Genomic DNA, 12,118 nt, shown 5'->3' on the forward strand with positions numbered 1-12,118 from the left:
TATGCGCCACTCGCCGCCGAATTCAAGCAACGCACCTTGATGCAGATCAGCCCCGCACCACCTCGGTCGACAAAATCAGCGTCTCCTTGATTTCCTCCATGACGACATAGCTTTTCGACTGTGCCGCTCCAGGCAAACTGAGCAGCATGTCGCCCAGCAGATTGCGGTACTCCGCCATTTCGTGAATGCGCGCCTTGATCAAGTAATCGAAATCCCCCGACACCAGATGGCACTCCTGCACCTCCGGAATCCGCAACACCTCGCGCCGGAACTGCTCGAACGCCGGCCCGGACTTCTGGTTCAGCGTAATCTCGACAAACACCAGCAGCTTGGCGCCCAGCGACGGCGGATCGATGCGCGCGTGATAGCCGGTGATCACGCCATCGCGCTCCATGCGCTTGACCCGCTCGATGGTCGGCGTGGTCGACAAGCCGACCTGCTCGCCCAGATCCTTCATCGAGATCCGCCCGTCCTCCTGCAGGATCTGCAATATCTTTCTGTCCAGTTTGTCGAGACTTCTGACCGATTCTTTCTGAATTCGCATAAAAATCCACTATTTTTACGAAGATATATAGTAACAAACACCATACAAACGAGAATACCATAGCGGAATATCTGGCAGTTAAATAATCGGGGGACTTTATGCGTGTCGTAATCCTGGGTAGCGGCGTCATCGGCGTCACCAGCGCCTACTATCTGGCCAAAGCCGGCCATGACGTCACCGTTCTCGACCGTCAATCCGGTCCCGCCCTCGAAACCAGCTTCGCCAACGCCGGCCAGATCTCGCCCGGCTACGCCTCTCCCTGGGCCGCGCCCGGCATTCCGCTGAAAGCGATGAAATGGATGCTGCAGCGCCACGCCCCGCTGTCGATCACGCCCGACGGCACGCTGTTCCAGCTGCAATGGATGTGGCAGATGCTGCAGAACTGCAATGCCGAGCGCTACGCCATCAACAAGGAACGCATGGTGCGCCTGGCCGAGTACAGCCGCGACTGCTTCAAGGCCCTGCGCGCCTCCACCGGCATCGCCTACGAAGGCCGCCAGCAAGGCACGACCCAGCTGTTCCGCAGCCAGGAGCAGATGGACGCCGCCGCCAAGGACATCAGCGTGCTGGAAGAAACCGGCGTACCGTATGAACTGCTGAGCCGCGAACAGCTGGTCGGCGCCGAGCCCGGCCTGGCGCGCAACAAGCTGGTCGGCGGCCTGCGCTTGCCCAACGATGAAACCGGCGACTGCCAGCTGTTCACCACCCGCCTGACCGCCATGGCCGAAGAGCTGGGCGTCAAATTCCGCTACGGCATGGACATCACCGGCCTGGCCACCGAAGGCGACGCCATCAAGGGCGTCAAGTGCGGCGACGAACTGGTCACCGCCGAGTCCTACGTGGTCGCCATGGGTTCGTACTCGACCGCGCTGCTGAAAGACCTGGTGCAGATCCCCGTGTATCCGCTGAAGGGCTACTCGATCACCGTGCCGATCGTCAACGCCGCCGCTGCGCCGGTCTCGACCATTCTGGACGAAACCTACAAGATCGCCGTCACCCGCTTCGACGACCGCATCCGCGTCGGCGGCATGGCCGAGATCGCCGGTTTCAACACCGAGCTCAACCCACGCCGCCGCGAAACCCTGGAAATGGTGGTCAACGACCTGTTCCCCGGCGCCGGCGACACCGCCGCCGCCAGCTTCTGGACCGGCCTGCGTCCGATGACGCCGGACGGCACGCCGATCGTCGGCCGCACCGGCCTGCGCAATCTGTACATCAACACCGGTCACGGCACTCTGGGCTGGACCATGTCCTGCGGTTCGGCGCAACTGCTGTCGGACATCATCTCCGCGCGCCGTCCGGCGATCCGCGCCGACGACCTGTCGGTCAGCCGCTACAGCCCTGCCGCCGGCGCCCGCCAGCCGCAATTCGCCAACGCCTGACCTTTCCGCCTCCCCGTTCGCGGCACCCGACTCCGGCGCCGCGAACGTCTCCCGCCGCGCCCCATTCCCGCGCATTTGACGCCGCCGCGTCACGATCTGTCTCATTGCCGTCGCTCTTCGTCGAAGAACCTGCAACAACGCTGTGTTGAGCGTTGAGATTGGGCCCAAGCCTGCGTATAATTTTGACCATGAATAAACTTGAAGCATTTGGCCACATTGCGGCCCTGGCCATCCGTGGCGAACTCGTTTTCCCGACCAGCGTGAACGCCGCGCTGCGGGTACAACTGGCGTTGGATGATCCCGACTGCCCGATCGACACCGCCATCAGCCTGGTGCTGGCGGAACCCTTGCTGGCCGCGAAAACCGTGGCCATCTCGAATTCGGCGATGTTCAACCGTGCCGGCGCACCGGTGGTGACCAATGTGCGCGGCGCCATCATGCGCATCGGCTACCAGAACCTGTTTGCGCTGGCCGCCGCCATGGTGGTGCGCCAGTTCGGCAGCAAGATCACCGACCCGCAGGTGCGCAACATGGCCGAAAAGCTGTGGGACCACACCATCGCCGTCGCCGCGCTGGGACGCCTGATCGCGCGCCACGTCACCGGCGTCAATGAAGACACCGCGCTGTTCGCCGGCATCGTGCACGAAGTGGGCGGCTTCTACCTGCTGTCGCGCGCCGACGAATTCCCCGGCCTGCTGGACGAGGATCCGGAAAACTGGCACTCCGCCAGCGAGGAGATCATCACCCGCGAAGTGATGCGCAAGCTGTGCATTCCGGAGCCGGTGGCCGACGCCATCGAAGGCCTGCGCGACAGCTTCATGTCGATTCCGCCGGACACCCTGCTCGACACCCTGCTGCTGGCCAACCACCTGACGCCGGTGAAATCGCCGCTGCAGGAGCCGCAGCGCGACCTGCCGCCGCATTCCGACTCGGCCATCGATCTGTTCATCGACGAACAGAAGCTCGCCGCCATGCTGGAAGAAGCACGCCGCGACGCCGACGAAATGAGCGCCGCCCTGCTGGTCTAACTTTTTACGCGGGCCGTCCGGCGCAGGGCGGTCCGTTGCTCTTTGTGGAGAAATGCATGCAGACTGCGCCCCTGTCCTACGGCTCCGATCAATCCGGCCTGGTATGCGGCTATCTGTTTGGCCGCGACGCCGCAGGCAAGGCCCTGCCGCTGGACACCGACGCCGCCTGCAAGTGGCTCAAGGAGCGCGAACAGCATCCACAGGAATTCGTCTGGCTGCACTACAACCTGGCCAACACCGCCAGCGAGAAATGGCTGCACGAGCACACCGTGCTGCCCGAGGAGTTCTACGACAGCCTGCATGAAGGGCCGCGCTCGACCCGCATCGAACTGGCCGACAACACGCTGATCGCGGTGGTCAACGACGTCGTGCACGACTTTACCTTCGAGCCGTCCGACATCTCCACGCTGTGGCTCAGCGTCGACAGGCAGATCGTCATCAGCGCGCGCCGCAAGCCGCTGCGCGCGGTCGACAGCCTGCGCAACGCGGTGCGCAACGGCGAACCGATACGCTCGTCGGTGGAGCTGCTGATCCACCTGCTGCGCGACCAGGCCGACGCCCTGATCAAGATCGTGCGCGACGCCATCACCACCGTCGACGGCATCGAAGACAATCTGCTGGCCGGCAAGCTGACCACCAAGCGCGCCAGCCTGGGCGCCTTGCGCCGGGTGCTGGTGCGCTTGCAGCGCCTGCTGGCGCCGGAACCGGCGGCGCTGTTCCGCCTTCTGCAGAAGCCGCCGGCCTGGGTGGCGGAAATCGATGCGCAGGAGCTGCGCCAGTCGACCGAGGAATTCTCCATGGTGCTGGCCGACATGGCGTCGCTGCAGGAACGCATCAAGCTGATACAAGAGGAAATCGCGGCGCTGGCCAGCGAGGCGAATAACCACAGCCTGTTCGTGCTGACCGTGGTGACCGTGCTGGCCCTGCCGATCAACATCATCGCCGGCTTGCTGGGTATGAACGTGGGCGGCATTCCGCTGGCCCAGTCCGAGCATGGCTTCCTGGTGGTGGTGGTAATTGTCGCCAGCTTTACCGTGATCGCCGGCTGGCTGGCCTTCCGCCGCCAGCGCGACGTGAGCTAGGACCGAGCGTCCGCACCCGCCAGGCGCCGGCCGCGGCGGCGGCGATGCCCATCACCAGCGCGATCAGGTTATCGCGCCGGTAATCGCGGCGCACCTGCTCCAGGCTGGCCACTTCCTTGCCGCCCACCGACACGCCGTAGGCGGTATAAAACACGCCTGGCGCGAAGCCGATGCCGGTTTTCTGCTGGCGGAAGAATTTCACGGTGACGGGATACAGCGCGGCGTCGCGGATGGTCTGGCGCTGGCGGCCATCGCCGTCGCCCTTGGCGTACAACACCAGTTGCTGCTGGTCCGACAGCGTGAAGTACAGCGCGCCGCGCGTCTCCTGCTGCCACGTCACGCGGCCGCGCGCCGTCTCCAGCTGCGGCGCCTGTGGAAAGCGGTATTCCAGCACGCCGAACAGCGCGATCAGGCCGATGCCGAGCCACAGGAAGAAATACGCCCCGCGCTCGCCGGCAAACCAGTCTTTCATGTCGAAATGGCGTTGATGGAAATGCCAGCATCATACATGGACCAGCTTGACCACGATAAGCACCATGGAAGAATTCAGCGCCGCCACGCCAACCAGCGTGGTGATCATCCACTTCATGATGCGTGTTTCCAGCGCCGACAGGTCGGCCTTGGTGGCGAAATGCTTTTCCATGTTCAGTAGAGTCGCCTGCGCACCCGCCAGCGTGATCTCGACACGCGAGATATGGCTCTTTAATTCTACGACATCCTCTTTTGTGGCAACCGTTTTGGTCAGCACGCCCAGATCGCGTTCGACCGCCGTCAGGCGCCTGTTCAGTGCTGACAATTCTTCGTTCGGCTGTGTGGTCTCGGTTTCCATGTGATCCATCGTGCGCCTTAACGGTCGCCTCTGGCAAGCTGAGCAGGATTGATATATGTCAAATACATGCCTTGCCGCTGACATCGGCAAATAAATAAACTTTTTTGTTTACTTATTATCGGACCGGCACTACAGTGGAGGGCATGAAAACACCCCTACTCATCTTCTCCGCCTGCCTGCTGGCCCTGCTGTCCACCATCGGCGCCGCGCTGCCCTATCCCATCCTGCCGCCGCTGTTCGCGGCCGGCGCCACCAACGGCCTGAATACCTTCCTCAACCTGCCGCCCAAGCTGCTGTTCGGCCTGGCGCTGACCATTAACCCCATCGGCCTGCTGATCGGCTCCGCCCTGCTCGGACCGATGTCGGACCGCTACGGCCGCCGGCCGGTGCTGCTGGTTACCGCCGTCGGCGCCGCCATTGGCCACGCCGTCACCGCCGGCGCGCTGCTGATCGAATCCTACCCGCTGTTCATCGTCGCCCGCTTCGCCACCGGCCTGCTGGAAGGCAGCGGCTCGGTCGCCCGCGCGCTGCTGGCCGACCGCCTCGAAGGCGACCTGCGCCGCAAAGCGCTGTCCTGGCTGAACGGCGCCTTCTACATGGGCTGGCTGGCCGGCCCGCTGCTGGCCGGCGCCACGCTGCAATTCGGCATCACCACGCCGTTCTGGGTCGCCGTCACAGCGCTGCTGATCGTCGCCGCACTGGTTGCCGTCACGCTGCCGCGCGAGGCGCCGTCCAACGCCACCACCTCCTGGTGGCAGGTGGCGCGCGACCGCCACGCGCTCAACCTGCTGCGCGAACCGGACCTGCGCGGCCTGTTCATCATCACGCTGGCCTACACCTGCGGCGTCACCGGCTTCTACGAGTTCTACCCGCTGTGGCTGGTCGAAGTGCCCGGCTACGGCGCCCAGGGCATCGCCTGGACCACCGCCGCCATGTGCGCCGTGATGACCGCCACCACCATCGTCGCCGGCCGGCCGTTCCAGGGCGAGCCGCTGCTGCGCGCCCGTCTCTACGCCTTTGCCGTGGCGGCCATCATCGCCGCGCTGGCCGCCAGCAACGCCACGCTCGGCATCCTGTGCATCGTCCTGTACGGCATACCGCATTCGTTCTACAACGCCATCGTGCCCAACTACTGCGCCGAACGCTTCGGCGCCGCCCATGGCCAGGGCGCGGTGATGGGACTGATTTCCACCACCTTCTGCCTGGCCAACATCATCATGGCGCTGGCCGGCGCGGTGCTGACCTTGATCGACACGCGCCTGATCCTGCTGCTCGGCGCGGCCCTCACCGCCTGGTCGGCCTGGCGCATGCAAAGCTGGCACCGCAGCATGCAGACGGAGGCGCTGGCATGAACACCGCCGACCAGACGCTGTTCCTGATCAAGACGCGCGGCCCGCAAACCGCGCAGCAGCTGGCCGCGCTGCTGGACCTGACCTCGATGGGCGCGCGCAAGCAGCTCGAATCGTGGCAGGACAAAGGCATGGTCACCTACGAGGATGTGGCCGACAAGCCGGGCCGGCCGTCACGCCGCTGGCTGCTGACCGAAGCCGGCCACGCCCGCTTCCCCGACCGCCACGCCGAACTGACGGTGCAACTGATCGACCAGGTGCGCAGCCTGTTCGGCGACGCCGGCCTGGACAAGCTGATCCAGTCGCGCGAAGCCAGCAGCGAGCGCGACTACCGCCTCCATCTGGCCGGCGCCCGCGACCTGCCCGAGCGCGTGCAGGCGCTGGTCCAGGCCCGCACCGCCGAAGGCTATATGGCCGAAGTCGAATCGCAGGACGACGGCAGCCTGCTGCTGGTGGAAAACCACTGTCCGATCTGCGCCGCCGCCAAGCAGTGCCAGCAGTTCTGCCGTTCCGAGCTGGACCTGTTCCAGCGCGTGCTGGGGCCGGATTGCTCGGTCGGCCGCGTGGAACACATGCTGGCCGGCGCGCGGCGCTGCGTCTACCTCATCAAGCAGATATAAGGCATGGTGAAATATTTTGATAACTGTTACATTTTGATATGTTGCCGCGCGTTGCAAGCTGCACAATACCGGCTGCGGCACCGGGCACCACCACTATCAAGAACCAACAGGAGAATCAACTTGGCAAAATCTTTCACCACCATGGCCGGCGCAGCGCTGCTGCTGGCCTGTGGCGCCGCCGTTGCCCAGCTGGGCAACGGCGGCGGCACTTATGCCGGCGTCGACAAGGTTAATCTGAATCCGCCGGCCATCGTCGCCAGCCACATGGACAACGCCCAACTGGTGCTCAACGCTGACGCCAAACTGCTCGGCGCCGTCGGCCTGAACGACGCGGCGGCGCAAGCCACCGCCGCCGCCGGCACGCTGAGCGCCGACGCTACCCGCGCCCAGATCGAAGAAGCGTTGAAAGTGCAGTCCGACAGCGGCCACGCGCTGGAACAGAAACTGGCCGCCAAGGCCGAGTTGAGCGACACCGCCAAGCTGGCCTTCAGCTCAGCCGTCGGCGACCTGGCGCGCGGCCTGACCGCCGAAGCCAGCATGGCGCGCGACCTGGCCGAAGTCCGCAAGACGCTGAAACCGGGCGGCGGCGCGGCAGCATCGGCGATCTACCTGAGCAAGGCGCTGCCGGGTTCCGTCAAGGACCTAGGCGAAACGCTGCGCGCGGCCGTGGCCTACGCCAAGGCCAACAACATCATGCTGCCGCAGGCAGCGACCGAGGCGCTGAACCAGTTGTAAGCAGCGCCGCCAGTTGCTGCGGCGGCAGCGGACGGCTGAACAGATAGCCCTGCATCTCGTCGCAGCCGTTCTCGCGCAGGAAGCTGCGCTGCTGCTCGGTTTCCACGCCTTCCGCAATCACCCGCAGCTTGAGGCGGTGCGCCAGGCCGATGATGGAACTGGCGATCGCCTCGTCGCCGCTGCTGCGTCCCAGGTCGCGCACGAAGGACTTGTCGATCTTCAGTGTCGAGATCGGGAACGACTTCAGCGCCGACAGGCTGGAATAGCCCGTGCCGAAATCGTCGATCGACAGCGATACGCCCATCGCCCGCACCTCGGCCATCTTGGCCACGGCCTGCTGCAGGTCGCGCATGATCACGCCTTCGGTCACCTCCAGTTCCAGCCAGTCCGGCGTCAGGCCGCTGTCGTCCAGCGCCCGCTGCACGCGCTGCACCAGCTGCGGATCTTCGAACTGGCGCGGCGACACGTTGACCGAAATGCGCAACGGCGCAATGCCGGCCTGCTGCCAGGCGCGGTTCTGCGCGCAGGCGCTGCGCAGCACCCAGTCGCCCAGCGCCACGATCATGCCGCTCTCCTCGGCCAGCGGGATGAAGCGGTCCGGCCCGATCACGCCATGTTCGGGATGGTCCCAGCGCACCAGCGCCTCGACGCCGAACACGCGGCCCGTGTGCAGGTCCACCTTGGGCTGGTACACCAGGCGGAACTGGCCGTCGTCCAGCGCGCTGCGCAGGCCTTCCAGCAGCACCAGCTTTTCCTCGATGCTGCTGTTCATTTCGCGGGTGTAGAACTGGCAGTTGTTCTTGCCCAGCTCCTTGGCGCGGTACATCGCCGCGTCGGCGTTCATCAGCAGCGTTTCCGGGTCGCCGCCGTCGTTCGGATACACCGCCACACCGATGCTGCAGCTGACCTGCACATCCTGCCCGCTGACGCTGACCGACTGCAGCACCGCCTCGCGCACGCGCTCCAGCACCGGCGCCGCGTCGACCGCCGATCCCGGCTCGTTCAGCAGCAGCACGAATTCGTCGCCGCCGAAGCGGCCCACGGTGTCGCTGGCGCGCAGGCAGCCGGCCATGCGCTCGGCCACCACTTTCAGCAGTTCGTCGCCGGCGTTGTGGCCCAGGCCATCGTTCACCAGCTTGAAGCCATCGAGGTCGATGAAGGCCACCAGCACCGAGCCGCCGCCGCGCCGCGCCTGCGCGATGGTGTGCTCCAGGCGGTCGGCGATCAGGATGCGGTTGGGCAGGCCGGTCAGCGTGTCGTGGTGCGCCAGGTGCAGCATGCGCTCCTCGGCCAGCTTGCGCTCCGAGATGTCGCGCACGATGGCGACGATGCCGCCCTCCACCGCCACCACCTGCTGGTGCAGCCAGCGCCCGCCCAGTTGCGGCACCGTGCTTTGCCACTCCTGTTCATGCATGCCGCCGACGCGCATCACCTGGATCAGGTGCTTCAGCATGCCGTTGTGGCGCGCGTCCGGTATCAGTTCGCACATGGTGGTGCTGCACAGTTCTTCCCGGCTGCGGCCCATCATCTGCGCGGCGCGCTGGTTGGCGTCGACGATCTTGAAGTCGACGATCACGTCGTATTCGTCATGCAGCTCGCGCATCAGGAAGAAGGCGTCCAGGCTGGCCGCCGACGCCGCCGCATAGGTTTCCTGCGCGCGCCGCATCCTGGCGCGGTTGCGCGCGCCCTGCCAGGACCACAGCCAGAGCAGCCCGGTGAGCAGCACCAGGCCGCCGCTGAGAATCACGCCTTCCCACAATTTTTCGCGGCGCTGGCGCTCGAAGCCGGCCATCAGCTCCGTCTCGTCCAGCCCCACCAGCACATTCAGCGCGATGCCGTGCAGTTCGCGCATGCCGCTGTACTTGCCGCCGATCTGGTTTTCGATTTCGCCGTCGGCGCTGCCGAGACGCTGGCCGAACGACATTTTGTCGCCGGTGCGCAGCGCGCGCACCACGCCGTCCGTGCCCACCAGGCCCAGCATGCCGCGCTCGCCGAGACGGCTGCGCTCATAGCTGCTGGTGAAATACGCCGGATCGGTTTCGACGATGACGATGCCGGCGAAGTTGCCGTCGGCGTCGTCCAGCCGGCGCGTGAAGTGCAAATGCCATTCACTGTTGGCGGCGTCGCGCAGTACCTGGCTGACAAAGGTGGCGCCGCTGTCGCGCTCCTGGTGGAACTTGAAGTAACCCTGGTCGGCCACCGAAATCGACAGCGCGCGCGGATGGCTGGCCACCGTCATGCCGTTGCGGTCGACGATGCTGACCACGAACACCACGCCCGGCGGCAGCAGGCCTTCGCGGCCCAGCTCCGGCAAGGCGCCCAGCGCGCCCTTGCGCTCCACCGCATACTTCACCATGCGCAGCGTCTGGTCGATGCCGTCGATGCTGCGCGCCACCTGCGCCTCGTAGGTGCCCAGCATTTCGTGCAGCGAGTCGCTGGCCGATTCCTGCGCATGTTCGCGCTCGGCGTCGATCTCGTGGAAAGTCACCACCCAGATCGCCACCAGCAGCAGCAGCGCAAACAGCGGCAGCGAAACGTGCGTGTCCAGGCCGCGGCGCGACCAGCGCGCGCGCAGCGATTCCTTGTTGGCGTTCATGGCGTCACCTGTATGGCTTTGACGCTGGCATCCAGCGCCGACTTGTCGATGTAGGCGATCATGGCCGGATTGTCCGCCACCAGCTTGCGCACCGCGACGCTGCCGGACAATTCGCGCGGCGGCTGGCCGCGTCCCGTGAACACCATTTTGGACCAGTAAGCTTTCATCAGCGCCGGCGTGCGCGCCGCCACCGTGTTGTAGAAGTCGTTGCGCAGCGCGCTGCCCAGCGGCAGGTCAAGCGCGACCGCCTCGGCGCCGCCGGGGAAGCGGCCGCTCTGGCCGAGGAAGATGGCCGCCACCTGCTCCGTGCGCAGCGTGCTGACGGGATTCCTGGCCGAGACGATTACCACGAATTCGGCGCCGCTGGCCATGCCGCTGCACAGCAGGCACACCGCAAGACACCAGCGTAGACGGGACAGGAGCTTGAACATGGTCAGAACACGCAATCCAGGACGACACTGACCACGGCCACCGGATGGCCCGAGCGGAAGCCCGGCTGGACGTTGATGAAGGTGCCGGTCGAGCCCTGCTGCGGCATGATGCGGTCGTATTGCAGCTTCAGCGCGTAGTTGGGATGCAGGTCCCAGCGCACGCCGGCGCCGGCGGTGTCCTGGCGCGGGATCGCCGCCAGCAACTGGTTCAAGCCGCTGTTGAGCTGCCGGCCCACCAGCGCCTGCCGCGCCGGCAGCTGGCCGACATCCAGCCCGGCGACGCTGGTCTGCATGTTCGGCCGCGACACCGAGTACAGCAGGTAAGGCGTCAGGTCGCGATGGCGGTAGCCGGCGCTGAGATAGGCGACGGTCTTGTCGCCCAAATAGGAGCGCGCGTTGAAGCGGCCGATCTCGCCCATGGCGAACCAGCGCCCCGGATCATAGGTGAAGCCGAGCGTGGCGACATACGCATGCTTGGCGCGCAGCTCGTAGCGGTCCGCCAGTTCGCCGCCCTGGTCGCCATACTGGCGCAGGCCGTCGAACAGCGCGCGCGCGATGTCGACGCTGAGGTCCGCGCGCAGCATGCTGGCACGCAGCGTCAAGGCGCCGGCGGTGGTGGTGTTGGACAGGCCGGCCAGGCCATGCGCCTGCGCCCGCGCGCCCGGCGTGGCCGGCACGTCGGCACGGCCGTAGAACAACTGGGTCAGGTTGCTGGCGTCGCCGGACTGCCAGCGGTAGCTGAGGTCCGCGCCGTCGCTGCTGGACAGCGGAATCGCGCCGTACAGCTCCACCGGCGGCCGCACCCACGGCAAGGCGTAACCGACCTTGCGGTAGTCGCCGGCCAAAAACAGCGGCAGCGTGATGCGGCCGGCGCGCATGGTCAGATCCGGCGTGGCCTGGTACTGCAGATACGCCCATTGCACGGTCGGCGCATAGCCGTTGGTCAGCGTGCGTTCGGACAGCAGCTGCACCACCGCCGACCAGTGGCTGTCCAGCGTCACGCCGGCGCGCACGCCCACGCGGCTGTCCACCGTCGCGCTCCACTGATGGCTGTAGCCGGCCGCGCCCGGACTGAGGACGTTGGCCGTGAAGTCGGCCTGGTCGCCGTTGCTGCGCGCCGCGCCCAGCGTGCCGAAGCCGCCGAAGTTCCAGCGCGACGCGCCCTCGTCCGCGCCGCCCGCAGGTTCGCCTGCCAGGGCTGCACAGCAGCTCAGCATCGTCACGGCGGCCACGGCGGCGCGCTTGGGCGAGAGGTTTACGGTCATACAACTCCTGTTATCGTCATCGGCACCCCACTGTCAGCGCGCGTACGCGCAGACGCTCACCGCATGCGGGCAGCGTCTGATTTTCACTGAGTGGGAAGGGGTTCGGCGTCAGGCCGGCTCATGGAGGCCGCTACTGCTGCGCGAAGGCACAAGGCTGGGGTGCCGTACGAAAGAACTTATTCGGATACATGAACTTTATACTGCATTAAAGCAACTGTCGATACCTTAAAGCAATATACCGAAAGATTCTCTCCAAA

Annotated in this window: 12 protein-coding genes; 6 read left to right on the forward strand and 6 right to left on the reverse strand. The window is 65.8% G+C overall.

Annotated features, from left to right (window positions below; all coding sequences use genetic code 11):
• Nucleotides 1-46: 46 nt before the first annotated feature.
• Nucleotides 47-544: an Lrp/AsnC ligand binding domain-containing protein gene (locus GJ698_RS12030; RefSeq protein ID WP_154357867.1), complete on the reverse strand. Its 498-nt coding sequence runs from the start codon at nt 542-544 to the stop codon at nt 47-49.
• Nucleotides 545-642: 98 nt separating this feature from the next.
• Here GJ698_RS12030 and GJ698_RS12035 point away from each other — a divergent pair, with 98 nt between their 5' ends.
• The 3 genes from GJ698_RS12035 to GJ698_RS12045 all read left to right on the forward strand — a co-directional run bounded on the left by GJ698_RS12035 (nt 643) and on the right by GJ698_RS12045 (nt 4,036).
• The gene (locus GJ698_RS12035) at nt 643-1,926 is read left to right on the forward strand and encodes a D-amino acid dehydrogenase (RefSeq protein ID WP_154357868.1); all 1,284 of its coding nucleotides are present in this window, start codon (nt 643-645) and stop codon (nt 1,924-1,926) included.
• Nucleotides 1,927-2,114: 188 nt separating this feature from the next.
• Entirely contained in the window at nt 2,115-2,954 is an 840-nt protein-coding gene (locus GJ698_RS12040) for an HDOD domain-containing protein (RefSeq protein WP_154357869.1), read from the forward strand.
• 56 nt (nt 2,955-3,010) lie between these two features.
• A complete protein-coding gene (locus GJ698_RS12045) occupies nt 3,011-4,036 on the forward strand; it encodes a transporter (RefSeq protein WP_154357870.1) in 1,026 nt (341 codons plus the stop codon).
• On the opposite strand, the gene GJ698_RS12050 is transcribed toward GJ698_RS12045, so the two are convergent.
• Together GJ698_RS12050 and GJ698_RS12055 are read right to left on the reverse strand one after the other, a co-directional pair.
• A complete protein-coding gene (locus tag GJ698_RS12050) occupies nt 3,984-4,508 on the reverse strand; it encodes a hypothetical protein (RefSeq protein ID WP_154357871.1) in 525 nt (174 codons plus the stop codon). The two genes, GJ698_RS12045 and GJ698_RS12050, sit on opposite strands and share 53 nt — an antisense overlap.
• Before the next feature lie 30 nt (nt 4,509-4,538).
• Entirely contained in the window at nt 4,539-4,865 is a 327-nt protein-coding gene (locus GJ698_RS12055; protein WP_154357872.1) for a hypothetical protein, read from the reverse strand.
• Nucleotides 4,866-5,008: 143 nt separating this feature from the next.
• Between GJ698_RS12055 and GJ698_RS12060 the strand changes: the two genes are divergently transcribed.
• The 3 genes from GJ698_RS12060 to GJ698_RS12070 all read left to right on the forward strand — a co-directional run bounded on the left by GJ698_RS12060 (nt 5,009) and on the right by GJ698_RS12070 (nt 7,569).
• The gene (locus tag GJ698_RS12060; RefSeq protein WP_154357873.1) at nt 5,009-6,217 is read left to right on the forward strand and encodes an MFS transporter; all 1,209 of its coding nucleotides are present in this window, start codon (nt 5,009-5,011) and stop codon (nt 6,215-6,217) included.
• Nucleotides 6,214-6,834, forward strand: a complete 621-nt coding sequence (locus GJ698_RS12065) for a helix-turn-helix transcriptional regulator (RefSeq protein ID WP_154357874.1) — start codon at nt 6,214-6,216, stop codon at nt 6,832-6,834. Before GJ698_RS12060 ends, GJ698_RS12065 begins: the two co-directional genes overlap by 4 nt.
• A 120-nt stretch (nt 6,835-6,954) precedes the next feature.
• Nucleotides 6,955-7,569, forward strand: a complete 615-nt coding sequence (locus GJ698_RS12070; protein WP_154357875.1) for a hypothetical protein — start codon at nt 6,955-6,957, stop codon at nt 7,567-7,569.
• Here the strand turns inward: GJ698_RS12070 and GJ698_RS12075 are convergent.
• From GJ698_RS12075 to GJ698_RS12085, 3 genes are read right to left on the reverse strand one after another with little or no spacing between them, the layout of a single operon-like run.
• Complete coding sequence (locus tag GJ698_RS12075) at nt 7,526-10,165, reverse strand: bifunctional diguanylate cyclase/phosphodiesterase (protein WP_154357876.1); 2,640 nt, start codon at nt 10,163-10,165, stop codon at nt 7,526-7,528. The genes GJ698_RS12070 and GJ698_RS12075 overlap by 44 nt on opposite strands.
• The gene (locus GJ698_RS12080) at nt 10,162-10,596 is read right to left on the reverse strand and encodes a type 2 periplasmic-binding domain-containing protein (RefSeq protein ID WP_154357877.1); all 435 of its coding nucleotides are present in this window, start codon (nt 10,594-10,596) and stop codon (nt 10,162-10,164) included. The genes GJ698_RS12075 and GJ698_RS12080 overlap by 4 nt, the downstream gene beginning before the upstream one ends.
• Nucleotides 10,597-10,598: 2 nt before the next feature.
• Entirely contained in the window at nt 10,599-11,861 is a 1,263-nt protein-coding gene (locus tag GJ698_RS12085; RefSeq protein WP_154357878.1) for a hypothetical protein, read from the reverse strand.
• Between the last annotated feature and the right edge of the window lie 257 nt (nt 11,862-12,118).

Origin of the sequence: Duganella aquatilis, assembly GCF_009674565.1 — a bacterium.
Classification (GTDB): Bacteria; Pseudomonadota; Gammaproteobacteria; order Burkholderiales; family Burkholderiaceae_D; genus Rugamonas; species Rugamonas aquatilis.